Source organism: Candidatus Accumulibacter phosphatis (assembly GCF_000024165.1).
In the GTDB taxonomy this organism is placed as follows: Bacteria; Pseudomonadota; Gammaproteobacteria; order Burkholderiales; family Rhodocyclaceae; genus Accumulibacter; species Accumulibacter phosphatis.
This window is the reverse complement of record NC_013194.1, coordinates 3,296,911-3,316,480: the sequence shown is the minus strand read 5'-3', so window position 1 is coordinate 3,316,480 and position 19,570 is coordinate 3,296,911. Positions and strand designations below refer to the sequence as shown.

The 19,570-nt window shown below is 63.5% G+C and carries 14 protein-coding genes, 1 tRNA gene and 3 pseudogenes; 10 read left to right on the top strand and 8 right to left on the bottom strand.

The window, feature by feature from the left end; genetic code table 11:
* The first annotated feature begins 12 nt into the window (after positions 1–12).
* The 5 genes from lpxA (at position 13) to CAP2UW1_RS14245 (ending at position 4,072) form a co-directional block, all read left to right on the top strand.
* Entirely contained in the window at positions 13–783 is a 771-nt protein-coding gene (gene lpxA, locus CAP2UW1_RS14265; protein ID WP_015767324.1) for an acyl-ACP--UDP-N-acetylglucosamine O-acyltransferase, read from the top strand.
* On the top strand, positions 780–1,964 hold the full coding sequence (gene lpxB, locus CAP2UW1_RS14260) for a lipid-A-disaccharide synthase (RefSeq protein WP_015767323.1): 1,185 nt from the start codon (positions 780–782) through the stop codon (positions 1,962–1,964). Before lpxA ends, lpxB begins: the two co-directional genes overlap by 4 nt.
* Entirely contained in the window at positions 1,945–2,541 is a 597-nt protein-coding gene (rnhB, locus tag CAP2UW1_RS14255; protein ID WP_015767322.1) for a ribonuclease HII, read from the top strand. The genes lpxB and rnhB overlap by 20 nt, the downstream gene beginning before the upstream one ends.
* Positions 2,538–3,356, top strand: a complete 819-nt coding sequence (locus tag CAP2UW1_RS14250) for a TrmH family RNA methyltransferase (protein ID WP_015767321.1) — start codon at positions 2,538–2,540, stop codon at positions 3,354–3,356. The genes rnhB and CAP2UW1_RS14250 overlap by 4 nt, the downstream gene beginning before the upstream one ends.
* A gap of 110 nt (positions 3,357–3,466) precedes the next feature.
* On the top strand, positions 3,467–4,072 hold the full coding sequence (locus tag CAP2UW1_RS14245) for a YybH family protein (protein WP_015767320.1): 606 nt from the start codon (positions 3,467–3,469) through the stop codon (positions 4,070–4,072).
* A 10-nt stretch (positions 4,073–4,082) separates the two neighbouring features.
* Here CAP2UW1_RS14245 and CAP2UW1_RS14240 read toward each other — a convergent pair whose 3' ends face one another.
* The 4 genes from CAP2UW1_RS14240 to CAP2UW1_RS14225 are packed head-to-tail and all read right to left on the bottom strand — an operon-like array spanning position 4,083 to position 8,816.
* Complete coding sequence (locus CAP2UW1_RS14240) at positions 4,083–5,051, bottom strand: phosphatidate cytidylyltransferase (protein WP_015767319.1); 969 nt, start codon at positions 5,049–5,051, stop codon at positions 4,083–4,085.
* Positions 5,011–6,381 (bottom strand): phosphatase PAP2/dual specificity phosphatase family protein, encoded by a 1,371-nt coding sequence (locus tag CAP2UW1_RS14235; RefSeq protein WP_291911468.1) that lies wholly within the window; start codon positions 6,379–6,381, stop codon positions 5,011–5,013. The genes CAP2UW1_RS14240 and CAP2UW1_RS14235 overlap by 41 nt, the downstream gene beginning before the upstream one ends.
* Before the next feature lie 32 nt (positions 6,382–6,413).
* Positions 6,414–8,165 (bottom strand): bifunctional alpha/beta hydrolase/class I SAM-dependent methyltransferase, encoded by a 1,752-nt coding sequence (locus CAP2UW1_RS14230; protein ID WP_015767317.1) that lies wholly within the window; start codon positions 8,163–8,165, stop codon positions 6,414–6,416.
* Positions 8,166–8,189: 24 nt separating this feature from the next.
* A complete protein-coding gene (locus CAP2UW1_RS14225) occupies positions 8,190–8,816 on the bottom strand; it encodes a CDP-alcohol phosphatidyltransferase family protein (protein WP_041568543.1) in 627 nt (208 codons plus the stop codon).
* A gap of 136 nt (positions 8,817–8,952) precedes the next feature.
* Here CAP2UW1_RS14225 and CAP2UW1_RS14220 point away from each other — a divergent pair.
* From CAP2UW1_RS14220 to CAP2UW1_RS14195, 5 genes and pseudogenes are all read left to right on the top strand, one after another.
* A tRNA-Ser gene (locus CAP2UW1_RS14220) sits at positions 8,953–9,043 on the top strand.
* Between the two features lie 1,100 nt (positions 9,044–10,143).
* Entirely contained in the window at positions 10,144–11,217 is a 1,074-nt protein-coding gene (locus CAP2UW1_RS14215; protein ID WP_081444185.1) for a glycosyltransferase, read from the top strand.
* Positions 11,218–11,505: 288 nt separating this feature from the next.
* Positions 11,506–12,726, top strand: a complete 1,221-nt coding sequence (locus CAP2UW1_RS14210; protein WP_015767314.1) for a hypothetical protein — start codon at positions 11,506–11,508, stop codon at positions 12,724–12,726.
* A 71-nt stretch (positions 12,727–12,797) separates the two neighbouring features.
* Positions 12,798–13,060: pseudogene (locus tag CAP2UW1_RS14205) on the top strand (DUF6127 family protein).
* Positions 13,061–13,652: 592 nt separating this feature from the next.
* On the top strand, positions 13,653–14,219 hold the full coding sequence (locus CAP2UW1_RS14195) for a PEP-CTERM sorting domain-containing protein (protein WP_199931474.1): 567 nt from the start codon (positions 13,653–13,655) through the stop codon (positions 14,217–14,219).
* A 186-nt stretch (positions 14,220–14,405) separates the two neighbouring features.
* On the opposite strand, the pseudogene CAP2UW1_RS14190 reads toward CAP2UW1_RS14195, so the two are convergent.
* The 4 genes and pseudogenes from CAP2UW1_RS14190 to CAP2UW1_RS14175 all read right to left on the bottom strand — a co-directional run.
* Positions 14,406–15,626 (bottom strand): annotated as a pseudogene (locus CAP2UW1_RS14190) (IS1634 family transposase); the annotation flags it as partial.
* A gap of 313 nt (positions 15,627–15,939) precedes the next feature.
* On the bottom strand, positions 15,940–16,743 hold the full coding sequence (istB, locus tag CAP2UW1_RS14185; RefSeq protein WP_012806914.1) for an IS21-like element helper ATPase IstB: 804 nt from the start codon (positions 16,741–16,743) through the stop codon (positions 15,940–15,942).
* Positions 16,744–16,798: 55 nt separating this feature from the next.
* Positions 16,799–18,325, bottom strand: coding sequence for an IS21 family transposase (istA, locus tag CAP2UW1_RS14180; RefSeq protein WP_012806915.1), 1,527 nt, complete (start codon positions 18,323–18,325; stop codon positions 16,799–16,801).
* Positions 18,326–18,521: 196 nt separating this feature from the next.
* Positions 18,522–19,157, bottom strand: a pseudogene (locus tag CAP2UW1_RS14175) (IS1634 family transposase); the annotation flags it as partial.
* Positions 19,158–19,570 lie beyond the last annotated feature (413 nt).

Genomic DNA, 19,570 nt, shown 5'->3' with positions numbered 1-19,570 from the left:
GGTGCTGCGGCCATGATTCATCAGAGTGCAATCATCCATTCGGGCGCGCAGCTCGGCGCGAGTGTTCAGGTCGGTGCCTATTCGATCATCGGCGAGCATGTGGAGATCGGGGACAACACAACGATCGGTCCGCATGTGGTGATCACCGGACGCACCCGGATTGGTTGCGATAACCGGATCTTTCAGTTCTGTTCGCTCGGCGAGGCGCCGCAGGACAAGAAGTACGGTGGTGAGCCGACCCGCCTCGATATCGGTGACCGCAACACCATTCGCGAGTTCTGCACCTTCAACATCGGCACCGCGCAGGATGCTGGAACCACGCGCATCGGCGACGACAACTGGATCATGGCGTATGTGCATATCGCGCATGATTGCCAGATTGGCAACCGCACGGTGTTTGCCAACAACGCGCAATTGGCCGGTCACGTTCACGTTGACGACTGGGCGATCCTGGGTGGCTTCACCGGGGTGCACCAGTTCTGTCGCATCGGGACTCACACCATGACCGCTGCCGGGACGGTGGTCTTGCAGGATATTCCCCCGTACGTGATGGCCGCCGGAAACACTGCCGGTCCCTATGGAATCAACGCTGAGGGACTGAAACGCCGCGGCTTCTCTCCGCAGGCGCTGCTCGCGCTCAAGCGGGCCTACCGCACGCTCTACAAGTCGGGCCTGATGCTCGAGGAGGCCCGTGCCAAGCTCGAGCAGGAGGTCGCTACGCATCCGGAGATTCAGCCGCTCATCGATTTCCTGGCAGTGTCGAAGCGCGGCATCATCCGATGACGGCTTTGGCCGTCCGGATCGCCCTGGTTGCCGGGGAGGCATCGGGCGACCTCCTGGCCAGCCAGCTGATCCAGGCGCTCAGGGCGAAGCTGCCGAACGCCGTTTTTTTTGGTGTGGGTGGTCCGAAAATGCTTGGCATGGGTTTCGATGCCTGGTACCCGCTCGAGACCCTGGCGGTCCGCGGCTATGCCGAGGTTCTCGGCCGCTTTCGCGAAATCGCCGCCATCCGCCGCCAACTGTCGCGCCGGCTGCTTGCCGATCCGCCCGACGTGTTCATCGGGGTCGACGCGCCGGATTTCAATCTGAGTCTCGAGAAGACGCTCAGGAAGCGCGGCATCTCCACCATCCATTACGTCAGCCCATCGATATGGGCGTGGCGGGGTGGACGCATCCACAAGATCGGCGCTGCCGCTTCGCGCGTTCTCGCCCTCTTTCCCTTCGAGCCGGCGCTATACGAGCGGCACGGCATTCCGGTGAGCTACGTCGGCCATCCGCTGGCTGACATGTTGCCGCTCGCGGATGGGCGCGACGATGCCCGGGCGCTGCTTGGCCTGTCGCCGCAGGAGCCGGTTTTTGCACTGTTGCCGGGAAGTCGCCAGGGTGAACTCAAGTACATGGCCGATGCCTTCATCGAGACGGCCCGCCGGATTCATCAGGCGATCCCGGACGCCGTTTTTCTCGCGCCGATGGCGACGCGTGAGACGCGCCTGTTGTTCGAGGCGGCGCTGCATCGGTGCGAGGTGCCTGAGCTGCCGATTCGCTTGCTGTTCGGCCACGCACATCAGGCGATGATGGTTGCCGATGTCGTGCTCGTGGCAAGCGGGACCGCGACGCTCGAGGCGGCGCTGCTCAAGCGGCCGATGGTCATGGTATACAAGATGTCGCCGGTTTCTTATTGGCTGATGCAACGCATCGGCGGCTATCTCCCCTACTACAGCCTGCCGAATATTCTCTGCGGGCGCTTTGTCGTTCCGGAATTCATCCAGGATGACGCGACGCCCGAGAACATCGCCCAGGCAGTTCTCAACCTCTACGCCGACAAAGCGGTGTGCGAACGACTCCGGGCAGTGTTCCGCGAGATGCACCTCAAGCTGCGGCAGAATGCCGCCGAGAAAGCGGCGGCGGCGGTTCTCGGCCAACTCTCGTCGACAGTCTCCGCCAGTGTCGCTGTTAACGCCTGAAGGTCTGGTCTGCGGGATCGACGAAGCCGGTCGCGGTCCGCTGGCCGGACCCGTCGTGGCCGCCGCGGTGATTCTCGATCCGTCGCGGCCGATCGCCGGCCTCAACGATTCCAAGAAGCTTTCCGCCCGGCGGCGCGAGGTCTTGGCCGAGGCGATCCGTGCCCGGGCACTGGCCTGGGCTGTGGCGGCAGCGAGCGTCGAGGAGATCGACCGGATCAACATCCTGCAGGCCAGCTTGCTGGCCATGCAGCGCGCCGTCGCAGCCCTCGCTGGCGGACATGGCGCCTGGCCGGTGCATGCGCTCGTTGACGGCCAGCACTGCCCGCAACTGCCCTGCAGCGCCGAGGCCATCGTCGGCGGTGACGGCAGGATCGCCAGCATTGCCGCCGCATCGATCCTGGCCAAGACGAGTCGCGACGCGGGCATGCGCGAACTGCACGCGACGTATCCGCAGTATGGATTCGATCGGCACATGGGTTATCCGACGGCGTTTCACCTGCGGGCGCTCGAAGAGCACGGTGTGAGTCCGCACCATCGCCGGAGTTACGCACCGGTGGCCCGTCTGTTGCAACGATGAGACGGATCGTCTCGCGCGACAATCCGCACTACAAAGTACTCAAGAAGCTCTTGCAGAGTGGCAGGGAGCGGCGCCGGACCGGCCTGGCCGTCCTCGACGGCATGCACCTGATCGATGCCTATAGCCGGCATTGCGGGATTCCCATCGAGATCGTCGTCAGTGACAGTGGTACCGGCCGGCCGGAAATCGCCAGCTACCTGGAGAGCGGCCAGGTCGGTGTGACGATAACGGTCCTTGGCGATGTCCTGTTCGCCGAACTGGCGGTGGTCGAGACGCCAAGCGGCATCATGGCGATCATCGACCGTCCGCGGCCGCTGCAGGGACCCGCACCGGACATGCAGGCGGACACCGTCGTGCTCGACGGTGTTCAGGATCCGGGCAATGTCGGTTCGATTCTGCGCAGTGCGGCGGCGGCCGGCTTTCGCCAGATTCTGCTGTCGCCGGATTGCGCGCAGGCCTGGGCACCGAAGACGCTGCGCGCAGCGATGGGCGCACACTTCCAGCTCGACGTTCTCGAACACTGTGATCTGCCGGCCTTTCTGTCCGCCTATCGCGGGCAGCCCGTGGCAACGCTCCTCGGCGCATCGACGAGCCTCTACGGCGCGGATCTCGCGGGGCCCGTGGCCTGGGTCTTCGGAAGCGAGGGGCTCGGCGTCAGGCCAGCGGTGGCGGCCTTGACCCGCCTGCAGGTACGGATTCCGATGCCGGGGCCGAGCGAGTCGCTGAACGTCGCTGCGGCAGCGGCGGTGTGCCTTTTCGAGACGGTCAGAAGACGCCAGACCGAAGCTTCGCCATCCCGAGTGGCGGGGGGCTAGGTCCGCTGGCGGGCAACTCGCCAATGATTTCCCTCCCTCGCCACGGTATTCATCGGCGCCATGGCAGGCTAGAATCCGGCTTTCGCCGGTGCTGGATGAATGGAGATCCCATGTGGTCGATACGCAAGCTGCTGTGCCCCTTCTTCCTCTTCTTCGTTTTCCTGGCGCCGGCCCTCGCTCTTGCCGCCGACGCAGACCCCTACGCTGCCGACCGTCAGGCTTTGATCAAGCTTTTCCGGGAGATGGAAGCCAGCATCAACGCCCAGGATGTCGATCGAATGGTCGCCCAGATGCATCCGCAGGCGACTGTCACCTGGCTCAATGGCGAGGTCTCGCGCGGGCATGACGAGATCCGGGCCTACTATCAGCGGATGGTCAAAGGCGAGCAGCGCATCCTGGACCGCTACGTGACCACCGCCAAGCTGGGTGACCACGCGCGTTTTTTCGGCAATGGCGAGGTCGCGGTCGCCGACGGGACGATGGAAGACGAATTCTTTCCGGTTGCCAGGGGGCCATTCCGTTTGAGCTCCAACTGGACCTCGACGTCGGCGAAGATCGACGGCCAGTGGAAAGTGGTGTCGATGCACCTCTCGTCGAACGTGTTCACCAATTCGCTGCTTGCCGAAGCGAAGGCGGCCATCTGGTACGCGGGTGGTGGTGCTGCCTTGCTCGGCCTGCTGCTTGGGTGGCTGCTCGGTCGGCGGCAGCGCCGGTAGGCATGTCGGGTCAGTCGGCCCAGCCATAGCGAAGCACGTAGTAGAAGACCGGTGCCGGCAGGATCAGCGAGTCGAGCCGGTCAAGCACGCCGCCATGGCCGGGAATCAGCTTGCCCCAGTCCTTGATGCCACGGCGGCGTTTGACCGCCGACATCGCCAGCCCGCCGGCGAAGCCGAGCAGCGTGATGAGCAGCGAGATCAGAGCGGCCTCCACCGTCGTGAAGGGCGTCAGCGAAGACAGTCCGGCGCCGAGCATGCTGGCGCTCGCGATGCCGCCGACCGTTCCCTCGACAGTTTTCGAAGGTGACAGTTTCGGCGCGATCGGGTACTGACCGGCGAGCTTTCCCCACAGGTATTGGAGCACATCGCTGATCTGCGCGATGAGCAGCAGGAAGACCAGTAGCCAGCCGGCGCGCGCTGGATCGCCACCGACGTGCAGCGTGAGCAAGGCGGGAACGTGTGACACGCAAAACACGCAGAGGAGGAGTCCATGCCGCAGCGTACGGGTGCGGCTCAGGAACTCTTCGGCATTCCCCGATAGCTGCCCGAGCAGCGGCAGCCCGACGAAGACAAGCGACGGGATGAAGGTCGTGTAGGCCAGGTAACTTCCGTGCCAGACCAGCAGGTATTGCAAGGGCACGATGATCAGGCAAGCGCTCAGCAAGAGCGCGCGCGGGCATCTCGCCGGTACTTCTGTGGTGACAAACTCACGCAGCGCCGCCAGCGACGCCAGGGCAAACAACAGCGTCACGCCGCCGCTTCCACCGAGCAGGGCCAGGCCGACGATGATGGCGATCACCCACCAGGAATTGATTCGCTTGTTCAGGTTGTCGATCAACGCATGCGGCTCGCTTCTGGCGACGACGATCCTGAGCACCTGTCCGGACAATGAGGCCAGAGTCAGTACCGCGGCGATGCCGGCGACCAGTCGCCAGGCCTCAGTGCTCACGTCCAGCACCGACGGAGGGTGGTTGGCCATCCGCTGCAGAAAACTGTGACGCCGGGAGTCGGTGTTCCTGCCATCGGCTGAGGAGATCGATCTCGTCGCGGCCAAGAACTACCGACGGCCGTGCCCGCTGTACTTGCGCGACCGCTTCGGCCGGTGAGTTGGCAGCACCCGTGCGCAGCAGCCAGGCAGCGACCGCCAGCGCACTGCGGGCGAAACCCAGCGCACAACAGACGAGGACCTGGCCGATCTGGCGGGCATCGTCGATGGCTGCCGATGCCCGTTCGAGCTGCGCCAGGCCCGGCGGGACCAAATCGAGCAGCGGCACCACCGTGTGCCGTACGCCGGGCGTTGGGCAGGGTAATTCGGCGCAGAGGTCGACAATCGCCACCACGCCGTGGCGGCGCAGCTCGGCCTCGCCGGGTAGCCGTCCGAGGAGGATCCCGGCGGACACGGGACTTGCTGCGGGGAGCCGGCGCGTCCACCAGCGCGAGTTCAGCCAGGCAGCGAGCAGATAGGGTCCGAGCAGGCAGCGCACCGCGCCTGGCATCGACCCGTCAGCCCGCTTCTCGAACGCTTCGGCGTCGAGAACCAGATAGATCAGCGCTACCAGAGCCAGCGCGCCCGCTGCCCAGAGCAGCCACAGCCAGGCGCCGCCGGCGCTCGTCGCGAGCAGGCCGATACCCAGTGACCCGGCGGCGTAGCCGGCGGCGAGCCGGCGGCGCTTACGGCTGCTCGTCAGTATGGCGCGCCACAGCGGCGGGGGCCGGTCGGTCGGGAACAGCCAGACCGCGAAGCAGCCCAACCAAAAGCCCGTCGGGATGTCGACGAAGTGGTGTTGCCAGGTCGTCAGTACCGATACGCCGATCAGCAAGGCGGCAGCATAGACCAAGGTATGCCACGCCCTTGGGACGGCCCGCAGGTACGGTTCGAGCAGAACCACGAGCAGGGCAATGTGGAGCGATGGCGCCTGGTTGTAGGGTTGGTCGAAGCTCATCAGTACGTCGAACATCCAGCCAAAGCTGCCTTGCACGTCGCCGCGCTGGAAAGTGCAACGCAGCGGAAAGACGAGAAACGCGCTGACAGCGAGCAACTGTGTTACGAGCAGGCGCGCGGCATGCGTGTCGAGTTGACGCCGTGTCGCACAGAGCAGCAGCGACAGGCCATAGAGCAGGTCGACCAGCCAGTAGGGCACGATCGTCCAGGGCAGCAGCGGAATCTGCCGCTCCCAGGCGAAGACGATGAATCCGACGTCCGAGCGCTGGGCTGTCACCCAGGTCGCGAAGCCATAGCTGGCGAAGAAGAACGGCCCGAGGACGAGCAACCAGACGATCGCCCGTCGCCAGGGGCGGGCTTCACTCACACTGGCAATCGCCTGATCGGCGCCACGCAAAGTCAGGCCCGGTGCGCCAGTGAGACCGTGAACATTCCCCAGTCGTCGATCCACTCGTCGATCTTCACGAATCCCGCGACGCCGACCAGCTCGTCGAGTTCGGCCTGTGTGCGGCGACGCATCACCCAGGCCTGCTGCTGACGGTGGCTGGTCAGTGTGCGGGCGATCATTTCGATTTGCGGGTGCCATGGCTGGCCCGTATAGATCAGGTAACCCCCCGTGTCGACAGCTCGCGCCAGGCCCCGGAGCGACCGCGCCACCAGTTCGTTGTCGGAGAACAGCTCGTAGAGACCGGAGACGATCGCCAGGGTCGGTTTCGGAGTCAACGCGGCCAACGCCTCTTCGTCGAAGGCGTCGCCGGTTTCGAAGCGCGCGACGTCGCCAAGTTGCCTCTCGGCGATCAGGGCCCGCCCGTGCGCCACGTTCAGCTCGCTGTAGTCGCGCAGCACGATCGATGTCGGCCGTTCCGGCAGTTGATCCACCGCGTCGAGCACGTAGCGTCCGTAGCCGGCAGCGATGTCGGCAACGCACAGCGCCAGCCCGGTAGTCCGGAGTTCCTTCGCCGCGCGGACGATCGCCTGCATGAGGTGTAGCCGGCGCACGCGAATCCCGCGCCAGCCGATCGCATCGAGGTAGCCTCGGTCGATCAGCTTGCCGATGAGAAATGCGCCGCGCGCCTCATTGCGGTACACATGGTCGAGGCTGCTGCCGGAATCGAATCCCGTGGCCAAACCAGTTCGGATGCCTTCGGACAGACGGCCCAGGGTGCGCATGCTCAGGCGGGTCAGCGCGAAGTTGACCCGGCGCAGCGAGACGGTCGGCAGCGGCTCGCGGAGACGAACCTCCTCGTCACGTGTATAGCCGCTGCGGTGCGCCTGCAGCAGCGATTCCCTCGGCGGCGGAGCGCGGAACATCCGTTCGATGAAGCCGCGAATCGTGTCGATCGCGAGCTTTCGATCGCGCTCGCCGAGCGTGTCGTGGAGAAACCCGGGAAGGACGTGACGCTCCTTTATCGGCGAGCCCAGACGCTCGAAGAAATCATCCTGCGGCTTGCGCTGGACGACCCAGTCCTTCTCCGAAATCAGCAGTTGCAGCGGCAGGCGAATTGCCTGGGCGTCCGCGACCACCCGGTCGGCGGCGTCATAGAGGCCTAGCAGCACGCGTGCCGAGATGGACCGGGTGACCAGTGGGTCCTCGTCATACGAACGGACGCGTTCGGGATCGTGTGTCAGGAACTTCGCCTTCACGTACGAGGTGATGAAGAAGTTGCCGAACAGCCGCCTGATCAATGCCAGCCCTGGGCGCGCCAGTGGAACATAAAGCTTCACCTTGAAAGCCGGGGCGGTCAGCACCAGGCAGCGGATCCGGGGTGCGAAATCGTGCACCCAGGTCGCCGCCAGGACGGCGCCAACGCTCTGGCCAATGATCGCAAGGTTGGTGACTGCGATGCCGTGGGTGTTGCCGATGTGGCGGACGAAACAGTCGACGTCCCTGACGAGGGCGGCAAAGCTCGGGCTGTCGCCACGCGGCCCGGGCGAGCGACCGTGACCGCGCGCATCCCAGGCGAACATCGCGACCTCAGCGAGCGCGAGTTCGTCCACGACATGCTGGAGGCGCCCCGAGTGCTCGTGACCACGGTGCAACAGCACGACGGCCCGCGGCTCGGTCGTCTGCGACGCGGCCGGCGGCCAGTAGCGGTAGAACAGCGTGCTGCCGTCGTGGGTGATGAAATGCTTTTCCTGGGCGACGCGCATGCCAGTCTTCTCCACGTGTATCACTTAACCGCGCAACCGGTCGCCGTCGTCGGCGATGCCTCGCCTGACCCGGTTCGCGACGGTGCTGACCAGCAGCAGGGCCACGATCGCCAACACCCAGGACAACCACGGCGCGGCAGCGACGCCCATACCGACGAGAAGCCCCAGCACGCCGAAAACCAGTGCGCGGTCGCTCTTGCCCATCGGCCCGTCGTTACGACGCGTGCTCGTCGGCGGGATCCGGAGTACGCCTGCCATCTCCGCGAGATTCGCGAGAAGGATGACGAGGATGGTCAGGGCAGGGCTCTGATCGGGTAGCAAGGCAAAGGGCAGGTAGAGCGCCGCGTCGGATACCATATCGCACAGCTCATTGAGGTAAGCACCGAGGGTCGAAGACTGAGCGAACTCACGGGCAAGCATCCCGTCGATCGCATTCAATGCCATACGCAAGAGCAAGCCGATCGGCAGCAGCAGAAACCAGCTCAGGTGAGCGGACTGGGCGGCCGCTGCGAGAGTCGCTCCGAGTCCCACGGATGCGGCGCAGGCGGCGACCGTGACCTGATTGGCCGTCACACCGAAGCCGTGCAGGGTCCGTACCGAAGGGCGCAGCAAAGCCTGAAAACGAGGCTTCAAGGTGTAAAGACTCATCAGCGGACGCAGAAAAATCACGAATGATAGCACTGGCCGGAGCGACAAGCCGCGTAGGGTCCAGGCAACCGTCCGTTGTCTTCCCCGCATCTCCAGGTTTGGTGTTCGGCCCTCCTTCTGCTAGAATTCGCGGTCTTCTGGAGAGATGGATGAGTGGTTTAAGTCGCACGCCTGGAAAGCGTGTGTGGGATAACATCCCACCGCGGGTTCGAATCCCGCTCTCTCCGCCATGAATGACCAGCAAAGCCAGTAGCAGCAAGGGTTTCAGGTTTATGCTAATGGGAATCCCATCATGCATACCATCAATTCTGATGCGCTTGTGTGGCGTGTCGTGAGACAACGAAGCGTCAGCTTGATGACTCCGTGACTGTCACGGAAATGCAGGCAAGGCCGATCCGATCTGTCCGCCACCTCGACGCGGACGCCCCCCGCAGGCTTGCAGCATCGCGCTACAGCGAACGATCGGCGCCCGGGCCATGCCCCCAACTGCACCAGCGAAACCCGCCTGAGCGCCGTCCGGGAAGGCTTGCTTCTGGCATTGCGCAGTGCAGCGTCAGCAATTTCTGCGCCAGAAGGGACTGATGCCCGCCGACAGTCAGGATGCGCAAGGTGTGGCGCGCTTCCTGCTGGGGGTTGCCCTCGGCATTGTGCGCTGCGCGGTTTTCCTCGGTTAAAAAAACGGCGCGCACGCTTCCGAAAACCGTATCGGGCCGTATTTTTTGGCCGCGCAGTGCGGTTTTCTGGCCGTTACAAAAACGGCGCCGGGGCCTCCGGGATCCCAATCCAGCCCAAGTGTTAGGTCAGGCAGCCGGATCGTCTATGCCGGCCCGCGGATGAGACATTCTTGCTTGCGCTTCGCCATTATTTCGCCCCTCGCGCGTCGTTGGTCAATCCGGGCCAGCGTTCGCGCCCGGGTCGTTGTTCGGTGTCGCTGGCATTCGGTGAGTAGCCCGCGCAGCGAATCGGCACATCTACCAACGACGGCCGATACCCTCGAACCGCCGACACCGCACCGCCCGGCCTGGCGACTACGCAGACGCCACCCCGCAGGTTGGAACACTCCAAGCACGCCTGGCCATCTACCAGCGCCGGCGGCAACGGCATGCCGTTTTCAATGCCGATTATTATCCTGAGAAAACCCCCGGCTCTGCCGGGGTGACCGTAGCAGTTTGACATTTCCGGGAGTCGGCCTTTCTTGAGACGTTCACCGCCGGTAGTGGCATCGTGGTTCCGTCAAGTTCTGGTATGGCAGTTGCAGAAGACGAAGGAACCGCTCTCACCCGTCGCGAATAGGCCCCTTTGAGGGGCCAGCGACGGAAAGCCCCCGGCTCTGCCGGGGGATGATTATTCGCCGTCCGTCACCGTCGTCGTCCCCGCTTTCAACGAGGAAAAGGTGATCGTCCAGACCATTGCGTCACTGCTTGCCTGCGACCCGCCGCGCGACTTCCAGATCGTCGTCGTCGACGACGGCTCCAGCGATGCGACGTATCGCGTCGCCTGTGATGCCTTCGGCAGCGACCCGCGTGTACGCATCTTCACGAAGGAAAACGGCGGCAAGCCCGCTGCCCCCAACTTCGGCCTGGCGCAAACCCAAGCCGAGGTCATCGTCGCCCTCGACGCCGACACCATTTTCGCCAGGGACACTGTCCGTAAACTCGCCCGACACTTTGAAGACCCGCGGGTCGGTGCCGTTGCCGGAAACGCCAAGGTCGGCAACCGCATCAATCTGCTCACCCGTTGGCAGGCCCTCGAATACATCACCAGCCAGAATCTCGACCGCCGCGCCTTCGACGTTCTCAATTGCATCACCGTCGTCCCCGGCGCCGTCGGTGCCTGGCGTCGCGAACTCGTCGAGCGCGCCGGCGGTTTCGATCACCAAACCCTCGCCGAGGACGCGGACCTCACGCTCGCGATCCGCAAGCTCGGCTACAACGTGGTCTATGAGGACGAAGCCGTCGCCCTCACGGAAGCGCCCGATAGCGTGCGTGGGTTCATCGGCCAACGCTACCGCTGGATGTACGGCACCATGCAGGTCGCCCGGAAACATCGCGACGTACTTTTCCGCCCGCAATCCGGTGCGCTTGGCTTCGTCGCCCTGCCGAACGTGATCGTGTTTCAGATTCTCTTCCCGCTGGTGTCGCCGATCATGGACCTCTTGCTGATCGGTTCCTTGGCATCAGCCGCCGTTAACCACTGGCAGCATCCGGAAGAGTTCTCGGCGGGCAACCTCTGGCGCGTGCTCTTCTACTACGCCCTGTTCGTCACCGTCGATTATCTCGCCGCCATTCTCGCCTTCGCCCTCGAACGTAAGGAAAGCTGGTGGCTGCTCATCTGGCTCTTCTGGCAGCGCTTTTTCTATCGCCAGTTGATGTACTACGTGGCTATCAAGAGCACCGTCACCTAGCTGAAATGCGCGCTCGTCGGCTGGGGCAAGCTGCAGCGCAAAGCCACCGTGCCATCGCTTGGCTGACTGCCCGGTCATCCCGCCCCGTTCGATGCCGGCAGCCCGGCGACCCTGTTCGGCCGTCGCGCCAGCCTGTGCTTCGGCCTCAACTGGTTCTACTACGGCGGCATTCTGCTGGTCGGCGGAACGCCAACGGCCATCCCCAACAATTCCGCCGCCCTGGTCTTGACGGCCAGCGCGACAAACTACATTGAAGCCACTGTGGCCGGTGTCGTCTCCAGGAATACGGTGGGCTTCACCATCGGTAGCATTCCGCTCTACGTGGCGGTGTGCGGACCGTCGTCGGTGACGAGCTACACCGACAAGCGGGCGCTGGCCTTTGCGGCCGTGGCCGGCGGCGCGTCGTCGACTGACTGGGGGTCTGGCCGCGTCTATCACGTCGGTCAGTCGCCATGGATGTATGCGAGCCTCGGCGCCGCGGTCACTGCCATCAACGCCGCCACTCCGGCGCCAGGCGCCACCAAGCGGGTGGTGATTCTCGTCTGGCCGGGCAAGTACACGATGTCCTCAGCCATCACCGTCCCGTCCTACGTCGGCATCAAGGGCGTCAGCAAGGGGCTCGTCCAGTTCCAGAACAACACCACGGACATGTTCGTTTGCTCGGGCAACAACTGGTTCGAGGATTTCCTGGTGGAAGGCGGAACGCTGTCGAGCGTCTACGCCTTCGACGGCAACAACAAAGACCGGATTCACATTCGTCGCGTCGACATGCTCAACAATGGCGGCACGGCCGTGCAGAAGTTTCTCAAGCAGGTGGGTAGCACTTGGAAGGTGCTGTTCATCGAGGATTGCATTGTCGATTACTACGCCACCAGCGGCTATGCCGTCCTGCTTCAGAACAGTGGGGCGGCCGCCCGGTACTGCGACACCGTCATCAACGATGTGTTCTTCGACGCGTACCAGCTCACCGGCTACGGTGGGTCGTTCCAGCTCAAAGGTGTGCAGGATGTGCGTTTCCGCAACTCGACGATCCGCGGTGCGGCGACCTGGAACACGGGCATTCGTCATGAACTGTCCGGGGTCACTGGGGTGCCAGAAATCCACGTGCGTCATTGCTTCCTGGAGGGCGGGGTCCCGATCTACAGTGAGTCTGGCACCCTCATCTGGTTGAGGCAGGTTACGGCTCTCGGGGCGTTGTTTGACGGTTCGGCCGGCTGCCGCAACAGTGCGGTCAACGACACCACCTCCGTCACGGTGACCACGGCGGACGTGACGATCAGCGGGCATGCCAGTGCCGCGAGATACCTGACGACAACCGGTGCGCTGACAGGCAACCGCAACGTGATCATTCCCACGAACTGGGAAGGCGTGGTGTTCTGCAACAACACCGGCGCGTTCACGACGACGATCAAGACCGCCGCGGGGACGGGCATTGTCGTTGCGCAGGGCAAACGAGCCTACCTGACAGGTGACGGCACCAACATCGTTCGGGTGACGCCGGATACGTGATCGGGACAAGGGCGGTGTCATTCATTTCGGGAAACGCAATCATGCAAGGAGTGCAGGTCGAGCGGCGCAAGATGGTGACGGTGCCGCAGGAAGAATTCGAGGCGATCCTGGAGCGGGCGGCGGAGCGAGGCGCGCGGCATGCGCTGTCGGACGTCGGGCTCGATGGCCCGGAGGCGGCACGCGACATCAGCGAACTGCGCAGTCTGCTCGATGCGTTCAACGAGGCGAAGAAGACGGCGGGGTTGACGATCGTCCGGATGCTGGTGACGGGCTGGTGTTGGCGTTGCTGGCGGGGGCGTTCGTGAAGTTAAAGGTGTTTGGCGGGGGGCAGTGAGGCGGGAAGCCGAGAGGTACGCGCCGAGCACGCGTGCCGGGATCCGAAGGCGGTTGCGGCCACCTTCGACGAGGTCATGAGGAAGATGCGGCAGGATGCGAGGGCAGGGGCGAGATCGAAGTTGAGTCGTCTCGCGTATGCGCAAAGGGCCATTGGAATTCTGTAAGGATCGGACGCTGGGTTGAAGTCTCGCTGCGCTACCGAGATTGCGCGTGCCGGCGTTGATTCCGATTTGCGCAACCACTGGGATCACTGTTGGGACGCCAAACGCATTGACCGCCCAGTCGAAAATTCTTACACCTGGCCGGAGATCTCAGGGAAAACATGAGTAAGTTGCGGATATATATGCGCGTATGGTCTTAGGCACGAATACTGCTTTACGGGCATAGACGCTGCATGGGCAGCATCGTCGGGGGCGCCTGACTCTGTCGAACAGGTGGAGCAACTTCTATGATTGCTCCGGGTACCCGAGTCAGAGATCGTTGAACAGCGACGCCGCCGGCTGTAATCGATTCATTCTCGGCACGTGCCGGGGACAAACAAGGAGTTCTAGATGAGAAGAGGGCTTTGCACTGCCGCAAGATGCAGTTTGTTGGCACTAACCCTGGCCGCGGCGCAAATGCCAGTGCAGGCTGCCCTGGTCTGGAATTGGGGCTATGACGGGGCGGGCGTCACCGCCAGCGGCACCTTCACCACCGATGACGCGCCAAACGCCTCTGGTTACTTCACCATCTTGAACATCACAGGCCAGCGCAATGGCGTGGTCATCACGGGTCTGCAGGACGCAGGTACTTCGATCCCCGGCAACGACCCCTTCCCTGTCGACAACTTGCTGGGCGAGACGGGTTCTCTGTTGAGCGTTAACGGGTTCGGATTCGCGATGGCGAACGGAACCTACGCCAATCCGTTCTACGCTTCATTCTTACCCGGCTATTTGGAGGTTCTCTCAGCTGCGCCTTTTTTTGGCGGCTCCGGATCAGAAGACAGCGAGTTGGAGGTCAGCTTCCGGGCGTCGATCCTGCGGACAACCGTCCCCGAACCCGCGGGATCGGGGCTGGTGGCCTTGGCGTTGGCTGCAATAGCATTCTGTCGTCGGGCATTGCACAGGCGGACGAGCGTGAGCCGCGCAACAAAGGCGTGGACCGAAGCCAAAACCTGAGCGAGACGGCATGCTCGGGCAGCAGACTTGCTGCCGCATGCGGCATTGCTGCGATGCTTCGCGGCTAGCAATGCGGCCGACCCCGCCCTAACCCATCTTTAACAAGCCCCACGAAACCCATAACTGAATCAATTGGTTGCGAGCCAAGAAGAACTCAAGTGGCACTACAAGCCCGTAATTTCGGATTCAGCTGATGAGTTTTCTGGTCCCTCCTGGTGCGGCGCTGATGCCCAGGGCGCGATAGATGGCCAGCAGATCGGGTTCGGCGACGGTGGCTTTGCGGACATGCAGGGAGTGCCCGTCGCGCCGACTGAAGGTGGCGGTGACCCGGCGCTGAACCGAGAGGATATCGCGCAGGGTCGCCCAACTGTCGGTCATTTCCGCCGCCTTGAGTTTCACGCGCAGGAACTGAACACACTGGTAGGCGAGGACGGTGATGAACAAGTGGCCGTCCGAGCGAACCTCCTTGTGGTGGTAGATGGGCCGCAAGCCGAGCTCGCCTTTCAGACTGCGAAAGACACTCTCCAGGTCGGTCAGCATCGTGTAGGTGCGCCAGAGTTTCTCTTCATCCCAGGCGAGTTCGTTGGTCCTCAGGCAGTAGACGCCGGGATGCGTGGCCATCGTGCCGGGAACCGGCACCTTCTGCCAGGTGATCGCCATCACCGTCTTGCCGGACTCCTCGGTGACCAGCCTGACCTGGTAGTGTTGGCTGGCACCGCGGCTCTTCTGCTGGAGTCGGCCGAGACGTTCCAGCAGCTTGTCGTGACTCTTTTCGCTGCGCGGCTTCTGCAGTCCATCGCTCATTTGCTGCAAGCCGGCCTCGAAACGCCCACAGGATTGCGCGAGCATGGCCTCTTCCTTGAGCTGCCGACTCGGCGAATGGCAATACAGGCAGAGCTCCTGGCCATCCGGACTCAGCTCCTTCTGGAGATGTAACCACTCCTCGCCAGCCGTCTCGATGCTCACCGAGCGTGTCGCATCGAACTGGCGCCTGCCGCCGCGACGCACCACCAGATAGCGGTAGCCGTGTTCGACCAGCCAGACGACGTTGGCGTCGGTGGCAATGCCGGCATCCATGACCACCAGCGCGCCCGCCGGCGCCCCCAGTCCGGCCAGCATGGACGCCAGCGTACCGGGCTCGGAAACGTTGCCGGCGAAGGTCTCTGAACGCCTGACGAAGCCGCTGCCGTCGAGCACCAGACCGAGCGTCACCAACGGGCAGTCGCTGCGCTTCTCCTTTGACCGTCCGCGCCTGGCCTTTGGATTGCGCTTGGCTTCGCCTTCGAAATAGGTGTTGCTCAGGTCGTACAGGGTGACCGTTTCCTGCAGATCAAAAAGTGTCTGAGCGGTGCGGAACAAACGCGTCTCGATCACCTCACGATGTTTCATCAGCACATCTGTCAATTTGCGGCACATTAAGGCCAGCGAATCGCGGCGTAATGTGGCCAGCAGAAGTGGCTGTTTTAGCGGTTTCGGACGGGTCGGTTTTACGCCGTTTTCAGTCTTTTTGCAACGTGGCAAGTGGCGACCGGAAGGGTGTCCAGGGGACCGTGGAATAAATGCCGGCTGTTTGGCGTTTATGCCGCGAAAGCCCCTTGACACCCTGGAGGTCGCAGACGCTGACGGCAGTTGTCGGGGATGTTTTTTCATCCCCGGCGGCTGCCTCACGGCGAGTGCGGGGTCTGGGGCAGCGCCCCAGGGTTTGCTCGCCGCTGAGGGTCTAACGTGCGGCCGGGGGAGGCTTGGAAGCGTCCCTGCCCGCCGTGGCCTGGACGGGCGACCGGACTTCCGGCAGGGGCCGCGGTTTGCGCCGGGTCTCGCCGTCGAGAATGATCTGATAAGCACGGTCGCGCAAACGGTCGAGCGTCGCCGCCCCCATCAACTTGTTGGGAAACGCCGCGCCCCACTCGTCGAAGTGCAAATTGCTGGTCAGCAAGGTGGTCGTGCGCTCATAACGGGCATCAATCAGATCGTGGAAATCCTCATCCTGCGGCGAGCGCATAGGACGCAGCCCGAAGTCATCAATTGCCAGCACATCGACGCGGGCCAGTTGACGCAGCTTGCGCTCAAAGGAATCGGTCGCCCGCGCCGCGTGCAGCTGAGCCAGTAGCTTGGCGTGCGAAATGAACAGGACCTCATGGCCGGCGCGCAGTGCGCAATGGCAGAGCGACTGGACCAGGTGAGACTTGCCCGTACCGGTCGGACCGGCGATCAGAACCGGCGCCTGTTCGAGGACGAATCGGCAGGTTGCCAGCTCGGCAATCAAGGCGTGATTGACCGACGGACTGTGGCTGCAATCGAAACGTTCCAGAGTCTTGTCGCCGACCACCTGCGCCTTGCGCAGGCGCTGGGCAAACTGACGCTGATCACGACGGGCGACTTCGTCCTCGACCAGCAACGCCAGGAAGTCGGTGTAGGCCAGCTTGGCCTCGATCGCCTGACGGTTTCTCGCCTCGAGCGAGTCGAGGATGCCGGACAGGCGCAGTTGCTTGAGCAGGGGTTCAAGTGGGAGCATGGGATTCATGAGAGGATTCCAGATAGATAAGGGATGAGCAAGGAGCGGCGCGCCGTGCGGCGGCTCAATGCAACAGATCGGAGGGTTGGCGGCGGAAGTGGCCGCCACTCAGATAGGGCGCTTCCAGCGTCGGCGCGTCGATCAACTCCGGCTGCTGGTCGAGTCCGGTCTGGAGGATCTGCTTGATCGTGCGATAGCTCGGCGTACCAAAGTTCAGCGCGCGGCTACACGCCGCGTCGAGTCGGTTGCGACCGAACTGATCGGCCAAGCGCAGCAAGCCCTGGACGGCGCGCAGCTGATCGAGCACACGCTTCGCGAACAAGCTCTCGACGACCGCCCGACAAGCCGGCCCGACCGCCGTGGCCTGGGTCAAGCACCACTGCGGATCGCGCATGAAGTAAGCCTGGGCGTCGGGTGGCAGATGATCCGCGACGGTCGACCGCGTACCCGCTTTGAACAGGCGCGGATGGATCGCCACCAGCTCGTGCTCGTGATAGAGGCGTACGACATCCGGCGTGATTTCCAACCACAGCGTCTGGTGGATCAGGCGAAACGGCGCTGAGTAGTGGCAATACGCATGCTGGACGTGGCCGTTGCCGTGCAGCTTGGCCTTAGCCCAGGTTGGGCACGTTGGCGCGACGGCGGGCAGCGGCTGCAGCAGCGCTTGCTCGGTTTCGTTGAAGCGCATGAGCGGCCGCTCACGCGTACTGCCGTGGAGGCGATTGCCTGCCTCGCCCTGAATCCACGCCTCTAATTGCGCATTCGCGTGCGCCAGGCTATGAAACTCGCGCAGCGGCATGAAGTTGCCCTTGACATATTTGACTCCCGACTCCACGCGGCCTTTCTTGGCCGGGTCCGCGACCGGACAGGGGTCGATTACAAAGGCATAGCCGAGCGCGAGTTCGGCGTAGGCGCGCTGCACCGTCGGCTCGTAGTAGCAGGCGCGCGTGATCGCGCACTTCGGGTTGTCTATCCGTACCTTGCGCGGGACGCCGTTGAACCACTCGAAGGCGTGCCGGTGGCAGGCCAGCCAGGTCTCGACGCTCTGGTTGCGCACCACTTCGGCGTACTGGTGCCGACTCCACGACAAGGTCATGACGAAGAACCAGGTCTTGAACACCTCGCCGGAATGGCGGTCGGTGATCAGCGGTCCCGAACCGAAGTCGACCTGCGCTTGTTCGCCGACGGCAAAGTCGAGCATCACGGTCGCCACCGGGGCGGGGGCCGCTTCGCTACGCAGGAAGCGATAGACGGCATGCACGCTGCCGCCGTAGCCGTACCGGCGGGCCAGCGCCTGGCGGATGCTGCTCACGGCAATGCCCTGACGGTGCCACTCGAGAACGTTCTCGCGAAAGGGCTCCACAGTGGACAGGTGGCTCGCGTTCTTGACCGCCCCGCCGCCCGCCGTCTGGTAGTAACGCGCCATCGTCGCGTCGTCCGGCAGCGGGCTCGTCGCCTCCAGCCAGTTCTGCGCGGCGGCGATGTCTCGCACACGTGCGACGGTGTCGCGCCCGACCCCCTGTGCTCGGGCGACCGCCCGATTGCTTTCGCCCAGTCGCAGGCGTTGAATCATTTGTCGTATTTCGTACATTTCGAACTTCCTGTTAGCCATTGCGCCTGCCCCCGGCAAAATTGCCAGAGGTTACACAATCGGAAGTCCAAAACCGCCTCTACTTGCCTTCTACGTGGCCTTATTGTGCCGCGATTGCTCTGGCCTCATTGCGCCGCGAGTCCAGTGGCCTCATTACGCCGCCACCGAAATGGCCTTATAGCGGCGCGAACTAACACACATCCGAGGCGCGGTACAGGCTCATGTGGGACATCGACCCAAAGTCGACGTCGATCAACTCGCCCAGGGCGCTGTGCTGCTGCAGCCAGTTCCAAGTCGCCAGTTCCGACCCCGGCTGGCCCATTCTCCCGATCAGGTTGCCCAGGATCGAGGCCTGCATCACCCCATTGACGCCCAGGTCGTTCAGCGTCTCGATCAATCCCAGCTCGCTTGCCGCATGCAGACCGGCGTGTTCGACGCCTACCGACCGCGGTTGCGTCATCTGCAGGGAGTCCACATCGACTTCCTGGAAATCAGCCGGCGGGCGAGCTTCGCCCGCCGACCCGGCCGCCTCGTCAGCCGGCGACACCAACATCGGCGCGCGGGCGACCAGCTGCGCATGGTAACGCTGCGCGGCGCGCTCAATCGACTCCGAACATTCCAAGGGCATGATCAGAGCCTGCGGATTGAGCAACTGCTCCAGGCGGCTGCACAGGATCGGCCAGTCTTCCGACTTGATCGGAAAATGGCGGCCGAGGTTCAACACCGTGATCTGACGGACCTTGCCACCGATGCGCTCGGTGCGCACCAGCCGGTAGGTGACGTAGCCTTCACCTGTCGCCTTGTTGCTCGTTCTCGTCTGTCGGATGAACATGCACACGATCGTACAACAAAAGCAAGAGGCTCAGCGGTCCTGGCGGCAATATTATGGCACTACAAAACGTCGGAAAAATCCAGCGTCAAGCAAATCAACAGCTTAGGATTCGCTCCTGCATGGAAAGTGCGGAATATGCGTATGGGGTGTTAGCAACCGGTTAGGCGATTTCTCGGAATCAAGATACCGAGCAACTACCGCAGAGGCTCGCTTCGCTGGCCCTCAGCCCGGTCGAGGGTCATGACCCTTGGATGGCGTGTTGCGGAAATCACCTTGGCGGTGGCTCCGGTCAGTAGGGCGAACAAAATGATGGCTGAACGGGGGCACTCGCGGGAGTCGTGGGCGTCCCTCGAAGGTCGCGACGCTGACGAAATCTATGCCGCCGACTGGCCGCTGCCGCACGCTGCACAGGC

Coding starts and splice junctions, on each gene's coding strand:
- lpxA (WP_015767324.1), top strand. CDS start 13: ATGATTCATCAGAGTGCAATCATCCATTCGGGCGCGCAGCTCGGCGCG.
- lpxB (WP_015767323.1), top strand. CDS start 780: ATGACGGCTTTGGCCGTCCGGATCGCCCTGGTTGCCGGGGAGGCATCG.
- CAP2UW1_RS14250 (WP_015767321.1), top strand. CDS start 2,538: ATGAGACGGATCGTCTCGCGCGACAATCCGCACTACAAAGTACTCAAG.
- CAP2UW1_RS14245 (WP_015767320.1), top strand. CDS start 3,467: ATGTGGTCGATACGCAAGCTGCTGTGCCCCTTCTTCCTCTTCTTCGTT.
- CAP2UW1_RS14240 (WP_015767319.1), bottom strand. CDS start 5,051: ATGGCCAACCACCCTCCGTCGGTGCTGGACGTGAGCACTGAGGCCTGG.
- CAP2UW1_RS14230 (WP_015767317.1), bottom strand. CDS start 8,165: ATGCGCGTCGCCCAGGAAAAGCATTTCATCACCCACGACGGCAGCACG.
- istB (WP_012806914.1), bottom strand. CDS start 16,743: ATGAATCCCATGCTCCCACTTGAACCCCTGCTCAAGCAACTGCGCCTG.
- istA (WP_012806915.1), bottom strand. CDS start 18,325: ATGTACGAAATACGACAAATGATTCAACGCCTGCGACTGGGCGAAAGC.